This is a genomic window from Streptomyces dryopteridis (assembly GCF_049606955.1).
GTDB lineage: Bacteria > Actinomycetota > Actinomycetes > Streptomycetales > Streptomycetaceae > Streptomyces.
The window spans coordinates 4,897,791-4,921,262 of the sequence record NZ_CP187113.1 but is presented as its reverse complement, the minus strand read 5'-3'; the positions used below and the strand labels follow the sequence as shown (position 1 = coordinate 4,921,262).

Sequence of the window (23,472 nt, the reverse complement as noted above, 5' to 3'; positions counted from 1 at the left end):
CCCGGACGCGCGCTCGACGGGCGGGCGCGCGCCCGGGCGGACGCGGGGCGGGCGGGGTCAGGCGCGGGTGCGGGCCCGGCGGGTGCGGCGGAGCGGGGCGAGGGCGCCGGCGGCGAAGGCGAGCAGGCCCGCGCCGAGGCCGAGGGCCGTGTGGTCCCCGGCGGGTGCGGGGGCCGCGACGGGGGCCGGGGCGGCCGCGACGGGGGCGGGGCCGGGGTCGGGGCGTTCGGCGTTCGGGCCGTAGCCGCCGGCCCTGCCGGCCTCGGCGTAGCCGGAGCCGGGCAGTTTGTCGCCGTAGGCGCGCACGACGCGGGCGCGGTAGCCGGCCAGGGTGGTGCCGGCGGCGCCGACGGCCTTGGTCGCGTCCTCGTCCAGGGGCAGCACGCGGTCGCCGGTGACGACGTACCAGGCGTCGATCTGGGGTTCGGCGAAGACGGTGCCGCCGGGGGCGCGGCTCGCGCCGAGCGCGGCGTAGCGGAACTCCTCGTCGCCGGTGGCGATGTTCACGACCCGACGGGTGCCGTCGGCGACGCGGGCGGTCCACAGCACGGCGCGTTGCCCGTCGGCGGCGACGGCGCGGGCGGCGAGGAACTCGACCCGGGAGACGGGGGCCCCGGCGCGGCCGGCGACGAACGCGGGGTCGAGGCGGCGCACGGGCAGGACCTCGGCGTCGATCCGGGGCCTGGCGGCGGCCGGGGCGAGGGCCCCGTCCCGGGCGAAGAACCGGGCCAGGGTGGCCAGGGTGTCGGGGGTGGTGGCGGCCCGGTGGGCCTCGGCGCGGGTGTCGGCGGTGATCTCCTGGGGTTGCGGCACGGGCGCGGCGGCGGCCTGCCCGGCGGCGAGCGCGGGGAGCAGGACGGCGGCGGCGAGGGCCGCGCCGAGGGCGGCGGGGCGGGACTGTCGGTGCACGGTGCTCACGCCCCGATCCGGTAGAGGGAGTGGGTCCAGGAGAAGGAGTCGTTGTCGACGTACCAGGCGTGGCTCGCCCAGTTGTAGCGGGTGCTGGAGGGCCACGGGTCGCCCCAGTACACCCAGTCGTTCGCGGTGTCGTAGCCGTAGAGCACGTGCATGTGGCCGCCGCCCGAGGACCACTGGATGCGGGTCTCCACGGGGCGGTTCGCGTCGATCTCGGTCTGCACGGTGGAGTAGCGCAGCCAACCGGTGACGTAGCTGCCGGGGTTGACGCCGGCCCAGCGCAGGCCGGTCTGCACGTTGCCGAGGGTGGCCTGGTCGTTGGGGCACTCGTAGCCCTGTTGGCGGTTGAAGGCGGCGTTGCAGAACTGGTTCTGGGAGTAGGAGCGGCCGTACCAGCCGGCGATGGTGTTGCCGGCGGCGGCCCAGCACCAGTTCGTCTTCTGCTGGGCCTGCATGTTGATGTTCAGGCGTTTGCTCGCGAGGGCGGCGGTGGGCGCGGGGGCGACGGGCGGGGTCGCGGCCGTGGCGGGACCGGTCAGGAAGAGGCCGGCGAGGAGGGCGAGGAGCAGGAGGAGGGCGCCGGCCGGGGAGGGCCGGGCGGGGGGACGGGTGGTGTGGGCACGGGGGCGCATCGCGTTCCTCCCGGGTGGGGGCGGGGGGGTGGAGGAGCGCGTCCGGACGCTGTGGGAAGGAGCATCGGGGTGTTGTCGCGATCAGGTCAACACGCTTCAATGCGGGGTGACGTCGCGGTGTGAACGGGCGGATCGGGATGTGAACGGTGAACGTCGCGTCACCTGCTCCGCCCCGGCCGCGCACGTGCCCGCCCCGCCCGCGCGCGTGAACGTTCACACCTGGAGCCGTCATGTCCGACGAGGCCCCCGACCTCCCCGACCCCGCCGCCGGCGCCGCCGGTCCGGCGCGTTGGTTCGGCCCGGACGAGGCGGCGCCGGCGCCGGGCCCCGAGGCCCTGCCGGACCTGTTGCGGACCGGTCCCTTCCACCTCGCGCTGCGGGCCGCGCTCACCGCGCGCGGGCTGCCGCTGCACCGGGTGCGGCACCGTTTGGCGGAGCGCGGGATCGGGGTGGGGGTGACGAGCCTGAGTTACTGGCAGCAGGGGGCGCGGCGGCCGAGCCGGCCGGAGTCGCTGCGGGCGGTGGCGGCCCTGGAGGAGGTGTTGGAGCTGCCCTCGGGCGCGCTGTCGCGGCTGTTGGACCCGGACGGGCCGGAGCCGGACGGGCCCGAGCCGCCCCGCGGACCGGTCCGGCCGGCGGCCCGCCCGTACCGGGAGCTGGTGAGCGTGGGGGCGGCGGTGGAGCGGCTGCTGACGGAGCTGGAGGTGCCCCTGGACGGCGGCTTGCACACGGTGGGGCACCACGAGCGGGTCCGGATGGGGCCGCGCCGGGAGTTGGCGGGGCGGGACTCTCAGCAGGTGGTGCGAGCGCACCGGGAGGGCGTGGACCGGTACCTGGCGATCCACCACGGGGATCCGGGCTGCGATCCGGCCGGGGTGCGGGTGCGGGCGTACGAGAACTGTCGGGCGGGGCGGGTGCGCCGGCACGCGGAGACCGGGATCGTCGTGGCCGAGCTGCTCTTCGACACCCGGTTGCGGGTCGGGGACACGTACCTGTTCGGGTACGGGTTCGAGGACGGCACGGGCGGGCCGGGGCACGAGTACGTGCGGGGGTTCGGGTTCCCGGGCGGGCAGTACGTGTTACAGGTGCGGTTCGACGCGGCGGCCCTGCCGGTGCGGTGCCGGCGGTTTCGGCGCCGGGGTCCCCAGGCCCCGCGCACGGGGGTCGCGGAGCTGACGGCGACGGGCGGGCACCGGGTCGTGCACCTGGTGGAGCCGGTCGTGCGGCGCGGGATCCTGGGGATCGACTGGGAGTGGGAGTGAACGGGCGGGCGGGCCGACGGGCTCAGCCGGCGATGAGGGTGCCGCCCTGGACCTTGACGGGGACCTCGGGCAGCGGGTCGGTGGCGGGGCCGGCGACCGGCTTGCCGGTGGCGAGGTCGAAGCGGCTGCCGTGGCAGGGGCAGTTGCCCTGCTTCTCGACGATCTTGTCGAGGACGCAGCCGGCGTGGGTGCACTGGGCGCTGAACGCCTGGTAGCGGCCCTCTTCGGGGCGGGTGACCACGAGCTTGTCCTCGCGGTAGAGCTTGGCGCCGCCGACGGGGATCTCGGAGGCGGGGCCGAGGTCCACGGGGGCGGTGGGGGTGGCGGGGGTGTTGCCGCCGCTGTTGGTCTGCGGGTTGCAGGCGGTCAGCGTCACGCCGACGCCGGCGGCCCCGGCGAGCGCGGCGGCCCCCTTGAGGACGGTGCGGCGGGCGGCGGGCTGGGACGCGGACATCGACTTCTCCAAACGACGGCGGGGGGATGCGCGGGGCCGGTGGACGCCCCGGGAGGCGTGCGCCCGGCCCGTGCCCGACCCTACCGCCGGCCCGCGCCGGGCCCTCCCCGGGCCCAGGGCACGGACGTACGAGGGACCGCCCGGCGGGGGCGGGACGGGACGGGGGCCCGGGATGCCTGCCCGGGCCACCCGTCCCGCCCGCCCGTCCGCCCGTCCGCCCGTCCGCCCGTCCGGGGAGGCTCAGCCCTCGGTCTTCTTCCGCGCCGTCGTCTTCTTGGCGGCCGTCTTCTTCGTCGCGGCCGTCTTGGCGGCGGCCGTCTTCTTGGCCGGGGCGGCCTTCTTGGCCGCCGGCGCCTTCTTCGCGGCGGTCTTGCGCGCCGCACCCCGGGTCGCCGGCCGGGCCGGGAGGCCGGCGTCGGAGATCCGGTCGGGGCCGAGGATGTCGCGCAGGAACTTGCCGGTGTGGCTGGTGTTCACGGAGGCGACCTGCTCGGGGGTGCCCTCGGCGATGACCAGGCCGCCGCCGTTGCCGCCCTCGGGGCCCATGTCGACGACCCAGTCCGCCGTCTTGATCACGTCGAGGTTGTGCTCGATGACGATGACCGAGTTGCCCTTGTCGACCAGACCCGAGAGGACCTTGATCAGCTTGCTGATGTCCTCGAAGTGCAGGCCGGTGGTGGGCTCGTCCAGCACGTAGACGGTCCGGCCGGTGGAACGCTTCTGGAGCTCGGAGGCCAGCTTCACGCGCTGGGCCTCACCGCCCGAGAGGGTGGGCGCGGACTGGCCCAGGCGCACGTAGCCGAGGCCGACCTCGTTGAGGGTGCGCAGGTGTCGGGCGATGGTGGGCACGGCCTCGAAGAAGCCCAGGGCCTCCTCGATGGGCATGTCGAGGACCTCGGCGATGGACTTGCCCTTGTAGTGGACCTCCAGGGTCTCCCGGTTGTACCGGGCGCCGTGGCAGACCTCGCACGGGACGTAGACGTCCGGCAGGAAGTTCATCTCGATCTTGATGGTGCCGTCGCCGGCGCAGTTCTCGCAGCGACCGCCCTTGACGTTGAAGGAGAAGCGGCCCGGCAGGTAGCCGCGCACCTTCGCCTCCATCGTCTCCGCGAACAGCTTGCGGACGTTGTCGAAGACGCCCGTGTAGGTGGCCGGGTTGGAGCGGGGGGTGCGGCCGATCGGCGACTGGTCCACGTGCACGACCTTGTCGACGAGGTCGTCGCCCTCGACCCGGGTGTGCCGGCCGGGCACCGTGCGCGCCCCGTTCAGCTCGCGGGCCAGGTGGGTGTAGAGGATGTCGTTGACGAGCGTGGACTTGCCGGAGCCGGAGACCCCGGTGACGGCGGTGAGCACGCCCAGCGGGAAGGACACGTCGATGTCCTGCAGGTTGTTCTCGCGGGCGCCGCGCACGGTCAGCACGCGGTCGGGGTCCACGGCCCGGCGGCCCTCGGGCAGCGGGATGGAGCGGCGGCCGGAGAGGTACTGGCCGGTGATCGACTCCTCGTTGGCGAGGAGTTCGGCCAGCGAGCCGCTGTGCACGACCTCGCCGCCGTGTTCGCCGGCGCCGGGGCCGATGTCCACGACCCAGTCGGCGACCTTGATGGTGTCCTCGTCGTGCTCCACGACGATCAGGGTGTTGCCCATGTCGCGCAGGCGGACCAGGGTCTCGATCAGCCGGTGGTTGTCCCGCTGGTGCAGGCCGATGGAGGGCTCGTCCAGGACGTAGAGCACGCCGACCAGGCCGGAGCCGATCTGGGTGGCGAGCCGGATCCGCTGGGCCTCGCCGCCGGACAGGGTGCCGGCGGCGCGGTTCAGCGACAGGTAGTCCAGGCCCACGTCCACGAGGAACCGGAGCCGCTCGTTGACCTCCTTGAGCACCCGCTCGGCGATCTTCTTGTCGCGGGCGTCGAGGCGGAGTTCGCCGAGGAAGTCGGCGCACTCGCTGATGGAGAGCGCGGAGACCTCGGCGATGGACTTCCCCATCACCGTCACGGCGAGCACGATCGGCTTGAGGCGGGTGCCCTGGCAGGTCGGGCAGGGCACCTCGCGCATGTAGCCCTCGAAGCGTTCGCGACTGGTGTCGCTCTCGGCCTCGGAGTGGCGGCGCTTGACGAAGGGGACGGCCCCCTCGAAGGCGGTGGTGTAGGCGCGTTCGCGGCCGTACCGGTTGCGGTAGCGGACCTGGATCTGCGTCTTGTGCCCGTACAGCAGGGCCTTGCGGGCGCGCTGGGGCAGTCCCGCGAAGGGGATGTCGGTGCGGAAGCCGAGTTCGCCGGCGAGGGCGGTGACGAGCCGGTCGAAGTAGTCGCGGGTGTGGCCCAGCGACCAGGGGGAGATCGCGCCCTCGTCGAGGCTCTTGTCCTCGTCCGGCACGATCAGTTCGGGGTCGACCTCCATGCGGGTGCCGATGCCGGTGCAGTCGGGGCAGGCGCCGAAGGGCGAGTTGAAGGAGAAGGAGCGGGGCTCCAACTCCTCGAAGGACAGGTCGTCGTAGGGGCAGTAGAGGTGCTCGGAGTACATCCGCTCGCGCTCGGGGTCGTCGGCCGGGAGGTCGACGAAGTCGAGCACGACCATGCCGCCGGAGAGGCCGAGCGCGGTCTCCACCGAGTCGGTGAGCCGCCGCTTGGCGCCCGCCTTGACGGTGAGGCGGTCCACGACCACCTCGATGGTGTGCTTCTCCTGCTTCTTCAGGGTCGGCGGCTCGGTGAGCTGGACGGTCTCCCCGTCCACCCGGGCCCGGCTGTAGCCCTTGGTCTGCAGGTCGGCGAAGAGGTCGACGAACTCGCCCTTGCGCTCGCGCACGAGCGGGGACAGCACCTGGAAGCGGCTGCCCTCGGGCAGGGCCAGCACCTTGTCGACGATGGCCTGCGGGGACTGCCGGGAGATCGGGCGGGCGCACTCGGGGCAGTGCGGCTTGCCGATCCGCGCGAAGAGCAGGCGCAGGTAGTCGTAGACCTCGGTGATGGTGCCGACGGTGGAGCGCGGGTTGCGGGAGGTGGACTTCTGGTCGATCGAGACGGCCGGCGAGAGCCCCTCGATGAAGTCCACGTCCGGCTTGTCCATCTGGCCGAGGAACTGCCGGGCGTAGGAGGAGAGCGACTCGACGTAGCGGCGCTGCCCCTCGGCGAAGATCGTGTCGAAGGCCAGGGAGGACTTGCCCGACCCCGAGAGTCCGGTGAAGACGATGAGCGAGTCGCGGGGCAGGTCGAGCGAGACGTTCTTCAGATTGTGCTCGCGAGCGCCACGAACGAGGAGACGGTCGGTCACTCCGGTCCGCACCTTTCTTGAGAGAGCCGGGGGATCGGGCCCCCGACGTTCCAGGGTAGGCACCTCGCGGCGCCGGCGCGGAGGACGGAGACTGGACTTCGAGCGTATAGCACGCACATTCGATTTACGGCACTCGGCCGACGGCTTCACCCGAACGAGTGGCCCACCCCCTCCCAGGGTCTAAGGTCCTGCCCATGACTGATCATGTGCACGACCTGCATGCCCTGTCCGAGGCCACCGATCGGCTGCTGAACGCCGTCGGGAAACTGGACAACGCGTCGATCGCCGAGGAGTCACACCTGCCGGACTGGACCCGCGGTCACGTCCTGGCCCACCTGGCCCGCAACGCCGACGCCCTCGTCAACGTCCTGGCCGGTCGCCCCATGTACGCGAGCGCCGAGACCCGGGAAGCCGACATCGCCCGCGACGCCGACCGCACCGTCGAGGTCCACCTCGCCGACCTGCGCGCCACGCACGCCGCGTTCCTCGCCGCGGCCGCCGTCGACCAGGACTGGACCCGCGAGGTCGAGCTGCGCAACGGAGTCCGCGACACCGCCGCCCGGCTCCCCTTCCGGCGCCTGGTCGAGATCGAGCTGCACCACGTGGACCTCGACCTCGGATACGCCCTGGCCGATCTGCCGGCCCCGTTCGTCGCCGCCGAGATCGCGTTCCTGGCCGACCGCTGGAGCGCCGTCCCCGGTCTGCCCGCGACCCGGCTCGTGATCGAGGCCGACGAGGTCCACGAGGCCCGCGAGCTGCGCACCGGCGCGGCCGGCGAACCCGCCGTCACCGTGCGCGGCGCCGCCCCGGCCCTGCTGGGCTGGCTCGCGGGGCGCGGCGCGAAGGGCGCGGACCTCACCGCCGACGGCGGCCCGGTCCCCGCCCTGCCCGCCCTCTGACCCACCCACCCCGTCGCCTTAGGATTGCGGACATGACGTACAGCGGAACGGTCAAGGTCGGCGGCCCCGCCGATGTTCACGAACTCGCCGATCTGATGATCTCCAAGGTCGCGGTCGGCCCCATGGACAACAACGCGTACCTGCTGCGCTGCCGGGCCACCGGCGAACAGCTGCTGATCGACGCGGCCGCCGAGGAGACGGTCCTCCTCTCCCTGATCGGCGACGACGGGATCGGGCAGATCGTCACCACCCACCGGCACGGCGACCACTGGCAGGCCCTGGAGGCGCTGGTCGCCGCCACCGGCGCCCGCACCCTGGCGGGCGCGCACGACGCCGAGGGCATCCCGGTCCCCACCGACGTGCTCGTCGAGGACGGCGACACGATCACCGTGGGCCGGGTCACCCTCACCGCGCGGCACGTGGTCGGACACACCCCGGGCTCGATCGTGCTCGTCTACGACGACCCGCACGGCCACCCGCACGTGTTCACGGGCGACTGCCTGTTCCCCGGGGGCGTGGGCAACACGCACGACGACAAGGCGGCCTTCACCCGGCTCCTCGACGACGTGGAGTCCAAGGTCTTCACGCTGCCCGACGAGACCTGGGTCTACCCGGGCCACGGCAAGGACACCACGCTGGGCGCCGAGCGTCCGCACCTCGCCGAGTGGCGCGCCCGCGGCTGGTAGCCGGTCCCCGGGGGGCCCGGAGGGTGAGGGGCGTCAACCCCACCCCCCGGGCCCTCGCCCGTTCGCCTGAACCCTCCCGAACGAACGTTCCGTGGTTTGGGGTCCGGGTAGTTCCCCCGGCATGTCCGAAGATCACGCCCCACGTCCCCTCCCGGCCCCCCGGGACACCCACAGCCCCGGTCCCCCCGATCCGAGCGCCCCGCCCGCCGCCGCCCCGGCCGCCGCGCCGGTGCCGATGATCCGACTCGCCCTGGCCGCGCTCGCCGGCACCGCCATCGAGTTCTACGACTTCTTCGCCTACGGCACCGCCGCCGCCCTGGTCCTGGGCCCGCTCTTCTTCCCGACCTTCTCCCCGCTCGCCGGCACCCTCGCCGCGTTCGGCACCTTCGGCGTCGGATTCCTCGCCCGCCCCCTGGGCTCGATCCTCTTCGGGCACCTCGGCGACCGGCACGGCCGCCGCCCCGTCCTGCTGGCCTCGCTGCTGCTGACCGGCCTGGCCACGGTGGCCGTCGGCTGCGTCCCCTCGTACGCGACCCTCGGGATCGGCGCCCCGATCCTGCTGCTGACCCTCCGCTTCCTCCAGGGCCTGGGCCTGGGCGGCGAATGGGGCGGGGCGGTGCTCCTGACCGCCGAGCACGCCCCGGCGCACCGGCGCGGCCTGTGGTCGAGCTTCCCGCAGATCGGCCCCGCCGTCGGCTTCCTCCTGGCCAACGGCATCACCCTGGGGCTCTCCACCGGCCTGTCCGACGCGGCCTTCACCTCCTGGGGCTGGCGGGTGCCCTTCTGGGCCGCCGGGGTACTCGCCCTGGCCGGGCTCTGGCTGCGCCACAGCGTCTCCGAGACCCCCGCCTTCCTCGCCCTCGCCGAGGCCGCCGAGAGCGCCGAGCGGCCGTCCGGCGCCCCCTTCGCCGAGGTGCTGCGCGTCCACTGGCGTCGGGTGCTGCTCACGGGCGGCGCCATGGCCACGGGCTACGCCGTGTTCTACGCGGTGACCACCTGGTCCCTGGCCTACGCCACCGACCACCTGGAGATGGCCCGTTCCACGATCCTGGCCTGCGTGATGACCGCCGTCGCGATCCAGGGCCTGTGCACCCCGATCCCGGCGGTGCTGGGCGACCGCTGGGGCCGCAGACCCCTGTGCCTGGCCGGCTGCGCCTTCTCCGCCCTGTGGATGTTCCCGATGGTGGCCCTGTTGCGGACCGGGGACCCGGTGGCGATGACGGCGGGGCTCACGGTGGCCCTGCTGGGCATGGGGCTGACCTTCGGAGTGGTCGGGGCCTACCTGCCCGAGCTCTTCGAGCCGCGCGTGCGGTGCACGGGCGCGGCCGTCGGCTACAACCTGGGCGGGGTGACCGGCGGGGCCCTGACCCCGATCGTGGCCACGGCCCTGGCGGACGGGGACGGGCCGCCGTGGGCGGTGGCCGGCTACCTGGCCGGGGTGGCCCTGCTCAGCCTGGGCTGTTTCGCCCTGCTGCCGGAGACCAACCCGCGCGGCGGGACCCCGACCCCCGGCCCGCTGCCGGGGCCTCGGGAGCGGCAGGACGCGACGACGGGGGCGACCCCGTAGGAGGTCGCCCCCGTCGCGGTGGGGGTTCGGAGACCCGGTGGGCGGCGCCGCTCCGCGCGCCCACCGGGGTCCGGTTCCGGGGCCGGCGCGGAGCGGGCCCCGGCGTCAGCGGCTCTCGACGCCCGGGCGCTCGGCCTCGGCGGCGGCCGCGGCCTCCTTCTCGGCCTGCTTCTTCGAGGCCATCAGGCTGGTGATCGTGGTGATCACCAGGACGCCGCAGATGACGCCGAGGGAGACCGGGATGGAGATCTGCGGGACGTGCACCCCGGACTCGTGCAGGGCGTGCAGCACGAGCTTGACGCCGATGAAGCCCAGGATGATCGACAGGCCGTAGCTGAGGTGGACCAGCTTCTTCAGCAGGCCGCCGATGAGGAAGTACAGCTGGCGCAGGCCCATCAGGGCGAAGGCGTTGGCGGTGAAGACGATGTACGGGTCCTGGGTGAGGCCGAAGATGGCCGGGATGGAGTCCAGGGCGAACAGGATGTCCGTGGTGCCGATGGCGAGCATGACCACCATCAGCGGGGTCAGGACGCGCTTGCCGTTGCGCTGGATGAAGAGCTTGGTGCCGTGGTACTGGTCCGCGACGCCGAACTTCTTCTCCACCGACTTCAGCAGGCGGTTCTCCTCGAACTCCTCGTCCTCGTCGTCGGCCCGCGCCTCCTGGATCAGCTTCCAGGCGGTGTAGATCAGGAACGCGCCGAAGATGTAGAACACCCAGGAGAAACTGGCGATGATCGCGGCGCCGGCGGCGATGAAGATCGCCCGCAGCACCAGGGCGATCAGCACGCCGATCAGCAGCACCCGCTGTTGCAGGTGGGAGGGCACGGCGAACTTGCCCATGATCAGCACGAAGACGAAGAGGTTGTCGACGCTCAGCGACTTCTCGGTGATGTACCCGGCGAAGAACTCCTGCGATGCCTGTCCGTTGCCGAACCACCACAGGCCGAGTCCGAAGAGCGCGGCGAGCACGATCCAGACGATCGTCCAGGTGCCCGCCTCCTTGATCGACACGTCATGGGGCTTGCGCCCGATCAGGAAGTCCGCACCGATCAGGACACACAGGCCCACGATGGTCAGGACCCACAAGGTCGTGGAAACGTCCACTGTTCGATTCCTCCGGCAGATCGCTATGGCTCTGGGTCAGCGTCATCGCTGCCGGAGGTCTCTTCCACCCGAGCGCCCGGGTCGGGCGCGCGGGCCGACGCCCCGGGACGCGGCACCCGGTCTCGGGTGCGTCGCGCGTCCGTATTGACGGGGCCGCCGTAGCCGGGGAACAGCAGGAATACTCCCCTCCGCGAGCCCCAGGGTACCCAAAGGTCCCACGAAAGGTAAAGGGTTCACCAAAGAGCGGTCAGCGAATGGTCACGCGCCGTGCCACGGGGCCACCCGGGGGAAGCCCGGCCCGGCCCGCCCGGACCCGGCCCGACCTCGTACGACACTCCTCGGCGGCCGTCGGCCGGGCCCGCCCCGGACCCCGCCCGCCCGTTCCGCGACCCGGTCCGCCCGGGGGTCGTGCGCCCCGGGCCTCAGGCCCCGCGACGGCGGCGTCTGCGGCCCTCGGCGGCCAGGTCCAGCACCTCGCCCACGAGCCGCCCGTCACGGGGCGGCAGGGCCCCCTCGAAGGTCCAGGCGTGTCCGACCCAGGGATCGGCCAGGTGGGCGTCGGGAACCGGCGAGAGCCGCAGCAGCGATCGCCACAGCGGGTCCAGCAGCGGCCCGTACCCGGCCGCGTCCTCCCGGTCGGCGACCATCAGCAGGTGCACGCCGACGGCCGGGCCCTCGTCGGCCAGGTACCGCAGCCGGGTCACGGACCGTTCGTCGAAACCGTGCGGGAAGTCGTGCACGATCAACAGCTGGTCGGCGGGGTCGAGGTCGGCGGGCAGTTCGTCGGGGGCGCCGGCCCGCAGCGCCATCTGCACCAGGTCGACCCGGCGGGTCAGCAGGTCCAGGGTGGCCGAGACCCCGGCGGCCCCGGCGGCGGGCGGCGCGGCCAGCGCCCCGGACGCGGCGAGCGGGGCCAGCGCCCCGGCTCCGGCCCCGGCGGCGTCGATCACGTGCACCGAGAGTCCGCCCGCCGGGTGGACGGCGAGCATCCGGACGGCGTGCGCGACGGCCAGGTCGAGGGCGGCCCGGCGCAGCCGGTCGGTGTCGGTGGCCATGGCCGCCTCCGAGCCGGTGCGCCCGCTGTCGATCCACAGGCCGCGTTCCAGGGGCAGCCGCAGCAGCATCGGGACCCGCAGCCCCGGCCGCTCGGGCAGGTGCAGGTCCCCGAGGCGGACCGCCATCGGCCGGTCCTCGGGGATCCGGTGGCCCTGCCAGACGGCGCTGTCCCAGCGGGCGTAGGCGGCGGGCAGGGCGGGTTCGACGACGGCGAGTTCGGCGACGAGCTGTCCGAGGTCCCGGTCGAGGACCTCGCGGGCCCGGCCGACGAGTTCCTCGCGGCGGGCGGCGGCGGTCGCGCGGGCCGAGTGCGCCGCGCCCCCCATCCGGGCGGCGGGGTCGGACAGGGCCTGGTCCAGTTCGCGTTCCAGCCGGTTGTCGGCGAAGTCCACGGCGCCCCGGTAGGCGGCGACGGCCCGGGCCAGGTCCTCGAAGACCCCCCAGACCTGGTTGTAGAGCCGCTCGTCCATGGTCCAGCCGGAGGCGTCGCCGGCGACCGGTCGCGGCGGCCCGGCGGCGGGGTCGGTCGCGGGGGGCGGTCCCGCGGGCGGGCCGGGCGGGGGCGCGGGGGTCGCGGGCCGGGGGGCGCGGGCGCGGTGGGTGTAGTCGATGGTGGGCGGGGGGACGGGAGTGTCGGCCACCGGTCCGGGGACGGGCGCGGGTCCCGTCCCGGGCCCGTAGGGGGACCCGGCGGCGGGCCCGGTCGTGGTCCGCCGGCCGGGGTGCGCGGTGCCGATGGTCGGGGAGCCGATGGTCGGAGAGCCGGTCGGGGAGCCGGTCGCGGGGGCGGGCACGGGCGCGGCGCGGCGCAGGGCCTCGGCGAGGGGGAGGATCTCGCTCTCGGGCAGCCCTTGGTCGCGCAGCAGGCCGGCGATGCCGTCGGCGTAGCCCTGGCCGACGGCGCGGACCTTCCAGGCGCCCTGGCGGCGGTAGAGCTCGACGGCGACGACGGCGGTCTCGGGTCCGAGGTCGGTCATGGTGTAGCCGGCGAGTTCGGTGCCGTCGGGGTCCGTGACGGCCACGTGCGGCGCGGCCACGGCCCCGAACCGGTCGGGTCCGCCGGGTGGCAGCACCAGGGCGATGGAGATGCGGTGCACGGCGGGGGTGACGGCGTCGAGGTCCACGGGGATGCGGTGTCGGGGGCCGCACGCGGCGGGGATCGTGATCCCGGGGCCGGTGGTGCGTCCGGGGTGCACGACGGCGTCGGCGTCGGCCGGGCGGCCCGCCTCGTCGCCGAGGGCCGCGACGGCGTGCACCGGGCTGCCCGCCGAGATCGTGATCTCCACCCGTTGTCGGGCCACGGGGTGGTTCTGTCCCCGCACCAATTCGGCCGCCATCGTGCAGCCCTCCCCGTCCGTGTCGCTCGCGCGCCGTGCCTGGTGTGCTGTCGCGCGCGACGCGGCGGACCGCCCCCGTGCCGGGGCGGCCCGCCGCGTCGCGCGCCCGCCGGCCGCGTGGGTCCGGCGGGTCCTGCTGCTCGCCCGGGCGGCCTGTGCCCGGGGCCGGGTGCCTAGAGGTGCGGCAGGATGGACGGGAGCAGGTCCTGGAAGGTGCGGCCGTTGGCGGCGGTGCCCAGGGCCGTCATCTGCCAGCCCGAGCCCACCCGGTGGACCTTGGCCATGATCTGCGCGGTGTACGCGCCGCCGCCGTCGAGGGTGTAGCGGGCGAGTTCCTGCCCGTTGGTCTCGTCGACGATCCGGCAGAACGCGTTCTGCACCTCCTGGAAGGTCTGGCCGGTGAACGAGTTCACCGTGAAGACGATCTGGTCGATGTGCACGGGCACCCGCTGGAGGTCCACGAGGATGGACTCGTCGTCCCCGCCCTGGCCGGCGCCGCCGACGAGGTTGTCGCCGGTGTGGCGGACCGAACCGTCGTCGCTCTGCAGGTGCCGGAAGAACACGACGTCCACCGGCTGCTTCTCCGCGAAGAGCACGGCCGAGGCGTCGAGGTCGATCTCCCGCGTCCGGGAACCGAACAGGCCGCGGCGCTTCGCCGCCTGCCAGCCGAGGCCCATCCGGACCGCGGTCAGCGTGCCCCCGTCCGACTTCTGCAGACTGATGCCCTGACCCTTGGCCAAATTGACCGTCACGTGCTGTCCCCTCTCCTTTGCCTGTGTCGGACACCTCGTGCCCGACACGGTGTTCCCAGCCTAGTCATGGCCGCCCCGGTCAGGCGAGGCCCGCTTCCCGCATCTGTCGAAGCTCCTTCTTGAGCTCGCCGACCTCGTCACGGATCCGGGCGGCGACCTCGAAGCGGAGGTCGGCGGCGGCGGCCCGCATCCGGTCGGTCATCTCCTCGATGAGCGCGGCGAGTTCCTCGGCGGGGCGGTCGGTGGGCACCGCCTCCCCCTTCTTCGCCTTGGCGCCCTTGCCGGCCTTCGCGTCCTTGGCGGCGGCGGCCGGCCCGTGGGCGGCGAGGGCGGGCACGGGGGCCTTGCCGGCCTTCGACTGCCGGTAGCCACTGCCGAGGAGTTCCTCGGTGTCGACCTCGTCGCGGGCGATGGACGCGACGATGTCGTTGATCTTCTTGCGCAGGGGCTGCGGGTCGATGCCGTGCTCGGTGTTGTAGGCGACCTGCTTCTCGCGGCGCCGGTTGGTCTCCTCGATGGCCTTCTCCATCGCGGGCGTGATCCGGTCCGCGTACATGTGGACCTGGCCCGAGACGTTGCGGGCGGCGCGGCCGATGGTCTGGATCAGGGAGGTGCCGGAGCGCAGGAAGCCCTCCTTGTCGGCGTCGAGGATGGCCACCAGGGACACCTCGGGCAGGTCGAGGCCCTCGCGCAGCAGGTTGATGCCGACGAGCACGTCGTACTCGCCGGCGCGCAGCTCGCGCAGCAGCTCGATCCGGCGCAGGGTGTCCACGTCGCTGTGCAGGTAGCGGACCTGGATGCCGAGTTCCAGGAAGTAGTCGGTGAGGTCCTCGGCCATCTTCTTGGTGAGGGTGGTGACCAGGACCCGCTCGTCCTTCTCCACCCGCAGCCGGATCTCGTGCACGAGGTCGTCGATCTGGCCCTCGGTGGGCTTGACCACGACCTCGGGGTCGACGAGGCCGGTGGGGCGGATGATCTGTTCCACGAAGCCGTCGCCCCGGGACAGCTCGTAGTTCCCGGGGGTCGCGGACAGATAGACGGTCTGCCCGATCCGCTCCTGGAACTCCTCCCACTTCAGGGGGCGGTTGTCGAGGGCGGACGGCAGCCGGAACCCGTGGTCCACCAGGGTCCGCTTGCGGGAGGCGTCGCCCTCGTACATCGCGCCGATCTGCGGGACGGTCACGTGGGACTCGTCGATGACGAGGAGGAAGTCCTCGGGGAAATAGTCGATGAGGGTGTTCGGCGCGGAGCCCCGCTCGCGGCCGTCCATGTGCAGCGAGTAGTTCTCGATGCCGGAGCAGGACCCGATCTGCTGCATCATCTCCAGGTCGTAGGTGGTGCGCATGCGCAGCCGCTGGGCCTCCAGCAGCTTGCCCTGCTTCTCCAGCTCGGCCAGGCGCTCGGCCAGCTCGATCTCGATGCCGCGCACCGCGTTGTGCATGCGCTCGGGGCCGGCGATGTAGTGGCTGGCGGGGAACACGTACAGCGACTCGTCCTCGCTGATCACCTCGCCGGTCAGCGGGTGCAGCGTGGAGAGGGCCTCGATCTCGTCGCCGAACATCTCGATCCGCACGGCCAGTTCCTCGTAGACCGGGAAGATCTCCACCGTGTCCCCGCGGACGCGGAAGGTGCCCCGGGTGAAGGCCAGGTCGTTGCGGGTGTACTGGATGTCGACGAAGCGGCGCAGCAGCTGGTCCCGGTCGATCTCCTCGCCGACCTTCAGCGGCACCATCCGGTCCACGTACTCCTGCGGGGTGCCGAGGCCGTAGATGCAGGACACGGAGGCGACCACGATCACGTCGCGGCGGGTCAGCAGCGAGTTCGTCGCCGAGTGCCGCAGCCGCTCGACCTCCTCGTTGATGGAGGAGTCCTTCTCGATGTAGGTGTCCGACTGCGGGACGTACGCCTCGGGCTGGTAGTAGTCGTAGTACGAGACGAAGTACTCGACCGCGTTGTTCGGCAGCAGTTCGCGGAACTCGTTCGCGAGCTGGGCGGCCAGGGTCTTGTTCGGCGCCATGACCAGGGTGGGGCGCTGGAGCCGCTCGATCATCCACGCGGTGGTGGCGGACTTGCCGGTGCCGGTGGCGCCGAGCAGGACGACGTCCTTCTCCCCGGCGCGGATGCGCCGCTCCAGGTCGGCGATGGCCGTGGGCTGGTCGCCGCTGGGCTGGTACGGGCTGACCACCTGGAAGGGGGCCACCGTGCGTTCGATCTTCGATACGGGCCGCATGGGTCCACGGTACGACCCCGCACCGACAGTCGGCCGCGCTCGCCCTCGGGAGTCGGGCCGGGGCCCCCGGGGCGGGTGGGGTGCGAGGGGGGCACGAGGACGACACGCCGGACGCGCATGCACCGTTTGTCGTATTTCACTGGCGCCCCCGTCACACTGCGTCCATGATCGCGTTGGAATCGACGAGCCGTCAGCGGATCACGTGTCACCCCGCTGTCGCCCGTCGCCCGGTGGGGAACCGTCCGCGTCTCGACGCACGCAGCCGCACCGCGACCCGGGCCCCCGGGCCCCGCCGAGCACGGTGCGAACGCCCCGTCCGATCCGAGGAGACCCCATGTCCTCCCGCCCCCTCGCCGCGACCCTCAGCGCCGTCCTCGGCCTCGCCCTCGCCCTGACCGGCCCCACCGCCCTCGCCCGCGCCGACAGCCCGGCCCCGCCGCCCGCGCCCACCCGGGCCGCCGCACCCGCCCTGCCGGTGATCTACGCCCACCGGGGCGCCTCCGCGTACGCCCCCGAGAACACCGTCGACTCGATCGACGAGGCCGCGCGGCGCGGCGCTACCTGGATCGAGAACGACGTGCAACGCACGAAGGACGGCGTGCTCGTGGTGATCCACGACGAGACCCTCGCCCGCACCACCGACGTCCGGCAGCTCTTCCCCGACCGCTCCCCCTGGCGGGTCGCCGACTTCACCTCCGAGGAGATCGCCCTCCTCGACGCCGGCTCCTGGTACCACCCCCGCTTCAAGGGCGCCCGCGTCCCCACCCTCCGCGAGTTCCTGGCCCGCCTGGACCGGCACCGGCTGGGGCTGCTGATGGAGATCAAGAACCCCCGGCTGTACCCCGGCGTCGAGGAGCAGATCCTCGGCGAACTCGACGACGCCGGCTGGCTCGGCGGCTCCCGCCTGCGCACCCGCCTGGTGATCCAGAGCTTCGACTCCGACAGCGTCCGCACGGTGCACGCGCTGCGCCCGGAGGTGGCCACCGCCTTCCTCGGCATGCCGGCCGTCGAGGACCTGCCCGAGTTCACCGCCTTCGCCGACCGCATCAACCCGCCGCACGTGTCGATCACGGCGGAGTGGATGACGGCCGTGCACAAGCTGACCGGCGCGCACGGGCGCCGCATGGCGGTGGACGCGTGGACCGTGGACAACGCGACGGCGGCCCGCCGGGTCCGCGACCTGGGCGTGGACGGCATCATCAGCAACCGCCCCGACACCGTCCGGGACGCCCTCACCACCGAACCCAAGTGACCGAGGTGACCGAAGTGGCCAAAGGGGCGGGCGGAGCGGCCGACGCGCCGTACCGTGAACGTGTGGAGACCGCAGAGACCGCGCACACCGAGCGCACCGCGCACACCGAACCGCCGGGACACCTGGAGTGGACCGTCCTGGACGCCCCGATCGGCCCGCTGTTCCTGGCCGCGACCCGGGTGGGACTGGTCCGGGTGGAGTTCCACGCGGGCCCGGACCGCATCGGGCCCCTGGCCGGCCGGTTGAACCTGCCGGCCCACCGCCCCGCCCCGGGCGCCGAGGAACTGCTGGCGGAGCCGCTGCGGCAGCTGCGGGCCTACTTCGCGGGCGAGGCGCGCGCCTTCGACCTGCCGCTGGACTGGCGACTGATCGCGGGCTTCAACCGGGTGGTCCTGCGCGAGCTGGCCGCGTCCGTGCCCTACGGCCGGGTCGTCGGCTACGGCGAACTGGCGGCCCACGCCGGCCAACCGGGCGCGGCCCAGGCGGTCGGGGTCGCGATGGCCTCGAACCCGCTCCCGATCGTCGTGCCCTGCCACCGGGTGGTGGAGAACGACGGCGGGATCGGCGGCTTCGGCGGCGGGGTGGAGACCAAACGGACCCTGCTGGCCCTGGAGGGCGTGCTACCGGCTCCCCTGTTCTGACGGCCCCCGTTCGAGCCCCAGGGGTGGGGGTGCCCTTCGGGCGGGCCGGTGGGAGACTGCCGGGATGAGCTGCCCGACCGCGCCCTCCCCGCCCTCCCCCGCGCCCCCCGCGCCCCGTCCGGTGGTCGGCGCGTGAGCGTCTCCGCGCGGGACCCGCGCGCGGCGGCCCGTTCCGTGCCCTCCGGGGACGAACTGGCCCGAATACGCCGGCGCACCACGTGGGTGCTCGTGGCCGGGCAGGTGATCGGCGGGCTCGGGGTGCCGATCAGCATCGCGCTGGCGCCCGTGCTGGCCACCGAGGTGAGCGGCACGGAGGCGTTCGCGGGCCTGGCCTCCACCGCCTCCGTGGCCGGGACCGCCCTGCTCTCCCTGCCGCTGGCCGCCCTGATGACCACGCGGGGCCGGCGGATCGGGCTGGTCGTGGCCTACCTCGTGGGGGCGCTCGGCGCGGGCGGCGTGGTGCTGGCCGCCGTGATCGGCAGTTTCCCGCTCCTGCTGCTCGGCATGGCGACCTTCGGCGCCGCCTCCGCCGCCAATCTCCAGGCCCGGTTCGCCGCCGCCGACCTCGCCGAACCCGACCACCGGGCGCGGGCCATCTCGATCGTGGTGTGGGCGACCACCCTGGGCGCGGTGATCGGCCCGAACCTGTCGGCCCCGGCCGGGCGGGCCTTCGCCGACGGGTCGATCCCGCCGGCCGCCGGGCCCTTCCTGTGGGCCGCCGGGATCTTCCTGCTGACGGCCCTGCTCATCTGGCTGCTGCTGCGGCCCGACCCCCTGCTGACCGCCCGGGTGCTGAGCGGCGAGGACGGGCTGCCGCGGCCGACCGCGCGGGGTTCGCTGCGGGCGGGTTCGGCGGCGGTGTGGGCCTCGCCGAGGGCCCGGCTGGCGCTGGTCACGGTGACGGTCGCGCACACCACCATGGTGTCGATCATGGTGATGACCCCGCTGCACCTCGCGCACCACGGCGCGGACCTGACCCTGATCGGGCTCGTGATCAGCGGGCACATCGCCGGCATGTACGCCTTCTCGCCGGTGATGGGGTGGCTGGCCGACCGGGTGGGGCGGTTCACGGTGATCGGCCTGTCGGCCGGGCTGCTGGCGGTGGCCGCCGCGCTCGCCGGCACCTCGGGGACGAGTCACGGGCAGAACGCCGCCGGGCTGTTCCTGCTCGGGCTCGGCTGGTCGGCCGGGCTGGTGGCGGGATCGGCGCTGCTCACGGACTCGGTCCCGCAGTCGGCGCGCGCGGCGGTGCAGGGCCTGTCGGACCTGTGCAGCAACGCGGCGGCGGGGGTCGGCGGGGCGGTCGCGGGGGTGATCGTGGCGCAGGCCGGGTACGGGTGGCTGAACGCGGCGGGGGCCGCGCTCGTGCTGCCGCTGGTGGTCCTGGCCCTGTTCACGGCCCGCGGACGGCCCGCCGCCGGGGCGGAACCGGTGGGCTGAGCCGGTGGGTCGGGTCGGTGGGTCGGGCCCCGACTCAGAGGGTGATCTCGTAGACCTTCCGCAGGGTCTCGTGCACGGTCCACACGGTGCGGTCGCCGGCGCGGAGCACGCACGCGGTGCCGGGCCCCAGTTCCAGGGTCCCGCCGCCCTCCACCTCGACGGTGGCCCGACCGGAGACGACGACGAACAGTTCGTCCGCCTCCGTGTCCGTGACCACGCCCGGGGTGATCTGCCAGACGCCCCGGATCCGGCCGCCGTCCGGGGACTCCCACAGGACGCGGCCGGTGACGACGGGGTCGCCGGCGAGGATCTGCGCGGGGTCGAGGTCCTCGGGTTCGAGGTCGGAGTCGGCGAGGTCGGGGACGGCCACGGCGAAGGAGCCGGTCACGGCGTCGGTCCGGGCTTCGGTCCGGGCGTCGGTCTGGGCGGGGTGCTCGGGGGGTGCGTCGGTTGCCATGGCCGCACCCTAGCCGGCGGGCCGGGGCCCCCACGCCGACCAGGGTGTCCGGGATCGGCGGGTCCGACCCGTCACTGTGTCCAGCGGGACGGACGGGGCCCGTGCGACACGGGAGGCCGGAAACCCGCGTTTGCGGGTGGGGTCGGCGTGCCAGGGATGGGGCATGTCCTCCGACGCGTCCCACCCCGCGAACCCCCCGTCCGGCTCCCGCGCCCCCGCGCCCGGGGCTCCGCCCGCGCCCGCCGTCGCCGTGCTCTCGGAGGAGGTGCGGGGCGCGTTGGCGCGGGGTGGGCCGGTGGTGGCCCTGGAGTCGACGATCCTCGCCCACGGGCTGCCCCGGCCGCGCAATCTGGCGGTCGGGCTGGAGCTGGAGGAGGCGGTGCGGGCCGAGGGGGCGGTGCCGGCGACGATCGCGGTGATCGACGGGGTGCCGTACGTGGGCCTGGACAAGGCCCAGGTGGAGCGGATCGCGAGCGGGGACGGGGTGCGCAAGCTGGGGCGTCGTGATCTCGCGCCCGCGTGCGCGACCGGCGCGACGGGCGCGACGACGGTGTCCGCGACCGCGTTCCTGGCGGCGCGTGCCGGGCTGCGGGTGTTCGCCACGGGCGGTCTGGGCGGCGTGCACCGCGATTGGACGCTGACGCAGGACGAGTCGGCGGACCTCGCGGAGCTGGCGCGGACCGGGTTGACGGTGGTGTGCGCGGGGGTGAAGTCGATCCTGGACGTGCCGGCGACCCTGCAACGCCTGGAGACCCTGGGGGTGACCGTGCTGGGCTTCGGCACCGACCGGTTCCCGGGCTTCTACCTGGCGCGGACCGGGGAGCCGGTGGACTGGACGGTCTCGACCCCGGCCGAGGTGGCGGCGGTGATGGCGGCGCAGGACGCGCTGGGCGGGCCGGGGTCGGCGATCGTGGTGGCGCGGCCGGTGGCGGAGTCGGAGCAGTTGGATCCGGCGCTGCACGACCGGGTGCTGGCCGAGGCCCTGACGGAGGCGGGGGCTCGGGGGGTGACGGGGCAGGCCGTGACCCCGTTCCTGTTGGACCGGCTGGTGCGCGGGACGGGCGGGGCGGCGTTGGAGGCGAACCTGGCGGCGGTGCGCGGGAACGTGCGCCTGGGCGCGCGGATCGCGCGGGCCTGGGCGGGCTCGCGGTGACCTCGGAGGCGGGCCCCGGGGCGGCGGAGGCGGGCGGGTTGTTGGTGATCGGGGACGTGATCACGGACGTGGTGGCCCGGCACGCCGCGCCCTTGGCCCGGGCCACCGACACGTCCGCCGCGATCCGCACGCTACCGGGGGGCGCGGGCGCGAACGCGGCGTGCTGGGCGGTGCACGCGGGCGCGCCCCGGGTGGTGTTGTGGGCGCGGGTGGGGGCGGATTCGGCCCGGTGGCACGCGCGGGCGCTACGGGAGGCGGGGGTGCGGGCCCGGTTGGTGGTGGCGGCCGGGGAGCGGACGGGCACGGTGGTGGCGCTGGTGGGTCCGGACGGGGAGCGGACCTTCCTGACGGACAGCGGGGCGGCGCTGGGGCTGACGGCGGCCGACTGGTCGCCCGGCCTGTTGGACGGGATCGGGCACCTGCACCTGTCGGGGTACCTGTGGTTCGACGAGCGGGGGGCGGGGGCGGTGGGGGCCGCTTTGGCTGCGGCGGTGGCGCGCGGGATCCCGGTGAGCGTGGATCCGGCCTCGGCGGGTTTCCTGCGGGAGTGGGGCGCGGAGCGGTTCCTGGCGGCGGTGGCGGGGTGTTCGGTGTTGTTGCCCAACGCGGACGAGGCCCTGCTCTTGGCGGGGGCGCTCGCGCCGGGTGGGGCGCCGGTGCGTGATCCGGCGCGGGCGGCGGCGGAGTTGAGCCGGGTGGTGCCGCTGGTCGTGGTGACGTGCGGGGCGGAGGGGGCCGTGGTGGCGCGTGCGGGGCGGGTGGTGGCCCGGGTGGCGGGGACGCGGTTGCCGGCGGGGGCGCTGGTGGACTCGACGGGGGCCGGGGACGCGTTCACCGGGGGGTTCCTCGCGGCCCGGTTGGCGGGGGCGGATCCGGTGGCGGCGGCCGGGGCGGGGTGTGGGACGGCGGCGTCGGCGGTGACGGTGGTGGGCGGTCGCCCGCCGGTCCCGGACCCGGCGGGCCCGCGCCGCCGGGGGCGCACGGGCTGCGTGCGGGGTCCGGCGGCCCCGAGTTCCGCGCGCCCCTGAGCCCGCGCGCCCCGGGGCGCGTCGTCAGTCCTCGGGGACGCGGACGGCCGGGCGGCGCGGGTCGTCGGCCCGGACGGTCACGTCGGCGTGCGTCTCGGGGTCGACCCGCTCGGCGTACGCGGCGAAGGCCGGCAGGGTCCAGCTCTCCTCGGGGCCGGTCCGGCGGGCCAGGGCCGGCGGCGAGAGGCGCACGTGGACGCTGAGGTCGAAGGGGAACCAGTGGCCGAGCAGGAAGGGCCCGTGCAGGATCACCACGCCGCGCGGGGGGACCGTCAGATAGGCGCTGCGGGTGGCGCGGTCCGTGACGGGGTCCCACAGGTCGGGCAGGATCCGGCCGTCGCCGCCGGGATCGAGGGGGGCGAACAGCTCGCGCCACAGGGCGGTGGTGTCGTACCAGCCGTCGAGGTACGCCTCGGTGTCCCGGCGCCCGTGTTCGAACCGCAGGGAGGCGGGGCGCAGGAACCCGCCCGCGGGCACGACGAACGCGGGCCGGCCGCGTACCCGCAGGGCCTCGGCGAGCAGGTCGGCGAGCCGGCCGGGGTCGGCGGCGGGGGCCCCGTCGACGGCGATCCGCAGCCGGTCACCGGTGTCCGGGGGCGGGTCGACGGTCTCCGCGCGGTCGGCGAGGCCCTCCGCGAGCCGTTCCCAGGTGATCGGTTCCATCCGCACCCGCCCATTGTGCGTCCCCGGCCGGGTCGGCGAGGTGACGCGGCCCACTCGCCCGGGATCCGGGTTCGCGGCGCTTTCGGGAACTCCGCGCGAATGGCGGCGCGTTGTGCCTTTCGGCGGGTCCGTCCCCCCGCCCGCCGGCAGGTCCCGTGCGCGCTCGCGGTGCGCGTCCCGGGGTGTGGCCGGCGCGCCGTCGCCGGATCCTCTCGGGGGCGGTGGTCCCGCGCCGCGCGGGTGGAGCCGTCCCTCCGCCCGCGCGGATCGCCCTGGTCAGGGGTGGGCGGATCGGTTCAGCAGCAGGGGCGGGCGGCGGGGACGGCGAACACCTTGCCCGGGGGCAGGACGTACTCGATCCACAACACCACCGGTGTGGTGCCGAAGTTGTGCCCGATGTGCACGCGGTCGGTGCCGGCCGGTTCCACGAAGGTCTCGCCGGGCTCGCTCACGACGCGTTCGCCGTCGTGCAGGATCCGGGTGAGGGTGCCGGCGCGGACCCGCACGTCGATGGGCACGTGGTGGTAGTGCCAGCCGGTGTTCGCTCCCGGTTCGATGACGACCTCACGGGCCACGGTCTGCGTCTCGACGCCCGCACCCCGCGCGCCCCGCGCACGCGCCCGGCGTGCGTCCCTGGTCCACCCGAGTCCGTTGATCCCTCTTCCTCCGCTCATCCC

20 protein-coding genes are annotated in these 23,472 nt (G+C 74.4%); 9 read left to right on the top strand and 11 right to left on the bottom strand.

Features of this window, described 5'->3' with window-relative positions; genetic code table 11:
* Positions 1-57: 57 nt before the first annotated feature.
* A complete protein-coding gene (locus ACN20G_RS21030; protein WP_424215615.1) occupies positions 58-909 on the bottom strand; it encodes a hypothetical protein in 852 nt (283 codons plus the stop codon).
* A 5-nt stretch (positions 910-914) separates the two neighbouring features.
* Positions 915-1,547, bottom strand: coding sequence for a papain-like cysteine protease family protein (locus ACN20G_RS21025; RefSeq protein WP_424214351.1), 633 nt, complete (start codon positions 1,545-1,547; stop codon positions 915-917).
* A 230-nt stretch (positions 1,548-1,777) separates the two neighbouring features.
* On the opposite strand from ACN20G_RS21025, the gene ACN20G_RS21020 reads away from it, so the two are divergent.
* Positions 1,778-2,809 (top strand): hypothetical protein, encoded by a 1,032-nt coding sequence (locus tag ACN20G_RS21020; RefSeq protein ID WP_424214350.1) that lies wholly within the window; start codon positions 1,778-1,780, stop codon positions 2,807-2,809.
* Between the two features lie 22 nt (positions 2,810-2,831).
* Here ACN20G_RS21020 and ACN20G_RS21015 read toward each other — a convergent pair whose 3' ends face one another.
* On the bottom strand, positions 2,832-3,263 hold the full coding sequence (locus ACN20G_RS21015) for a Rieske (2Fe-2S) protein (protein ID WP_424214349.1): 432 nt from the start codon (positions 3,261-3,263) through the stop codon (positions 2,832-2,834).
* Between the two features lie 240 nt (positions 3,264-3,503).
* Entirely contained in the window at positions 3,504-6,530 is a 3,027-nt protein-coding gene (uvrA, locus tag ACN20G_RS21010) for an excinuclease ABC subunit UvrA (protein WP_424214348.1), read from the bottom strand.
* 194 nt (positions 6,531-6,724) lie between these two features.
* Between uvrA and ACN20G_RS21005 the strand changes: the two genes are divergently transcribed.
* The 3 genes from ACN20G_RS21005 to ACN20G_RS20995 all read left to right on the top strand — a co-directional run bounded on the left by ACN20G_RS21005 (position 6,725) and on the right by ACN20G_RS20995 (position 9,682).
* Complete coding sequence (locus ACN20G_RS21005) at positions 6,725-7,429, top strand: maleylpyruvate isomerase family mycothiol-dependent enzyme (RefSeq protein ID WP_424214347.1); 705 nt, start codon at positions 6,725-6,727, stop codon at positions 7,427-7,429.
* A gap of 32 nt (positions 7,430-7,461) precedes the next feature.
* On the top strand, positions 7,462-8,115 hold the full coding sequence (locus ACN20G_RS21000; protein ID WP_424214346.1) for an MBL fold metallo-hydrolase: 654 nt from the start codon (positions 7,462-7,464) through the stop codon (positions 8,113-8,115).
* 235 nt (positions 8,116-8,350) lie between these two features.
* Positions 8,351-9,682, top strand: coding sequence for an MFS transporter (locus tag ACN20G_RS20995; protein ID WP_424215614.1), 1,332 nt, complete (start codon positions 8,351-8,353; stop codon positions 9,680-9,682).
* 105 nt (positions 9,683-9,787) lie between these two features.
* On the opposite strand, the gene ACN20G_RS20990 is transcribed toward ACN20G_RS20995, so the two are convergent.
* From ACN20G_RS20990 to uvrB, 4 genes are all read right to left on the bottom strand, one after another.
* Positions 9,788-10,786 (bottom strand): TerC family protein, encoded by a 999-nt coding sequence (locus ACN20G_RS20990; protein WP_424214345.1) that lies wholly within the window; start codon positions 10,784-10,786, stop codon positions 9,788-9,790.
* Positions 10,787-11,208: 422 nt separating this feature from the next.
* Entirely contained in the window at positions 11,209-13,179 is a 1,971-nt protein-coding gene (locus ACN20G_RS20985) for a TerD family protein (RefSeq protein ID WP_424214344.1), read from the bottom strand.
* A 173-nt stretch (positions 13,180-13,352) separates the two neighbouring features.
* Positions 13,353-13,931, bottom strand: a complete 579-nt coding sequence (locus tag ACN20G_RS20980) for a TerD family protein (protein WP_424214343.1) — start codon at positions 13,929-13,931, stop codon at positions 13,353-13,355.
* Between the two features lie 79 nt (positions 13,932-14,010).
* Positions 14,011-16,161, bottom strand: coding sequence for an excinuclease ABC subunit UvrB (uvrB, locus tag ACN20G_RS20975; protein WP_424214342.1), 2,151 nt, complete (start codon positions 16,159-16,161; stop codon positions 14,011-14,013).
* Between the two features lie 334 nt (positions 16,162-16,495).
* Here uvrB and ACN20G_RS20970 point away from each other — a divergent pair, with 334 nt between their 5' ends.
* The 3 genes from ACN20G_RS20970 (at position 16,496) to ACN20G_RS20960 (ending at position 19,494) form a co-directional block, all read left to right on the top strand.
* On the top strand, positions 16,496-17,413 hold the full coding sequence (locus ACN20G_RS20970) for a glycerophosphodiester phosphodiesterase (protein WP_424214341.1): 918 nt from the start codon (positions 16,496-16,498) through the stop codon (positions 17,411-17,413).
* Positions 17,414-17,475: 62 nt separating this feature from the next.
* The gene (locus ACN20G_RS20965) at positions 17,476-18,054 is read left to right on the top strand and encodes a methylated-DNA--[protein]-cysteine S-methyltransferase (protein ID WP_424214340.1); all 579 of its coding nucleotides are present in this window, start codon (positions 17,476-17,478) and stop codon (positions 18,052-18,054) included.
* A gap of 132 nt (positions 18,055-18,186) precedes the next feature.
* Positions 18,187-19,494 (top strand): MFS transporter, encoded by a 1,308-nt coding sequence (locus ACN20G_RS20960; protein ID WP_424214339.1) that lies wholly within the window; start codon positions 18,187-18,189, stop codon positions 19,492-19,494.
* 34 nt (positions 19,495-19,528) lie between these two features.
* On the opposite strand, the gene ACN20G_RS20955 is transcribed toward ACN20G_RS20960, so the two are convergent.
* The gene (locus tag ACN20G_RS20955) at positions 19,529-19,951 is read right to left on the bottom strand and encodes a cupin domain-containing protein (protein WP_424214338.1); all 423 of its coding nucleotides are present in this window, start codon (positions 19,949-19,951) and stop codon (positions 19,529-19,531) included.
* Between the two features lie 163 nt (positions 19,952-20,114).
* Between ACN20G_RS20955 and ACN20G_RS20950 the strand changes: the two genes are divergently transcribed.
* Together ACN20G_RS20950 and ACN20G_RS20945 are read left to right on the top strand one after the other, a co-directional pair.
* On the top strand, positions 20,115-21,104 hold the full coding sequence (locus ACN20G_RS20950; protein ID WP_424214337.1) for a pseudouridine-5'-phosphate glycosidase: 990 nt from the start codon (positions 20,115-20,117) through the stop codon (positions 21,102-21,104).
* Positions 21,101-22,132 carry a carbohydrate kinase family protein gene (locus ACN20G_RS20945; RefSeq protein WP_424214336.1) on the top strand — a complete coding sequence of 344 codons (1,032 nt, stop codon included), beginning with the start codon at positions 21,101-21,103 and terminating at the stop codon, positions 22,130-22,132. The genes ACN20G_RS20950 and ACN20G_RS20945 overlap by 4 nt, the downstream gene beginning before the upstream one ends.
* Positions 22,133-22,156: 24 nt before the next feature.
* On the opposite strand, the gene ACN20G_RS20940 is transcribed toward ACN20G_RS20945, so the two are convergent.
* Both ACN20G_RS20940 and ACN20G_RS20935 read right to left on the bottom strand, forming a co-directional pair.
* Positions 22,157-22,801: a uridine kinase gene (locus ACN20G_RS20940; protein WP_424214335.1), complete on the bottom strand. Its 645-nt coding sequence runs from the start codon at positions 22,799-22,801 to the stop codon at positions 22,157-22,159.
* 290 nt (positions 22,802-23,091) lie between these two features.
* Positions 23,092-23,469: a cupin domain-containing protein gene (locus ACN20G_RS20935; RefSeq protein ID WP_424214334.1), complete on the bottom strand. Its 378-nt coding sequence runs from the start codon at positions 23,467-23,469 to the stop codon at positions 23,092-23,094.
* Positions 23,470-23,472 lie beyond the last annotated feature (3 nt).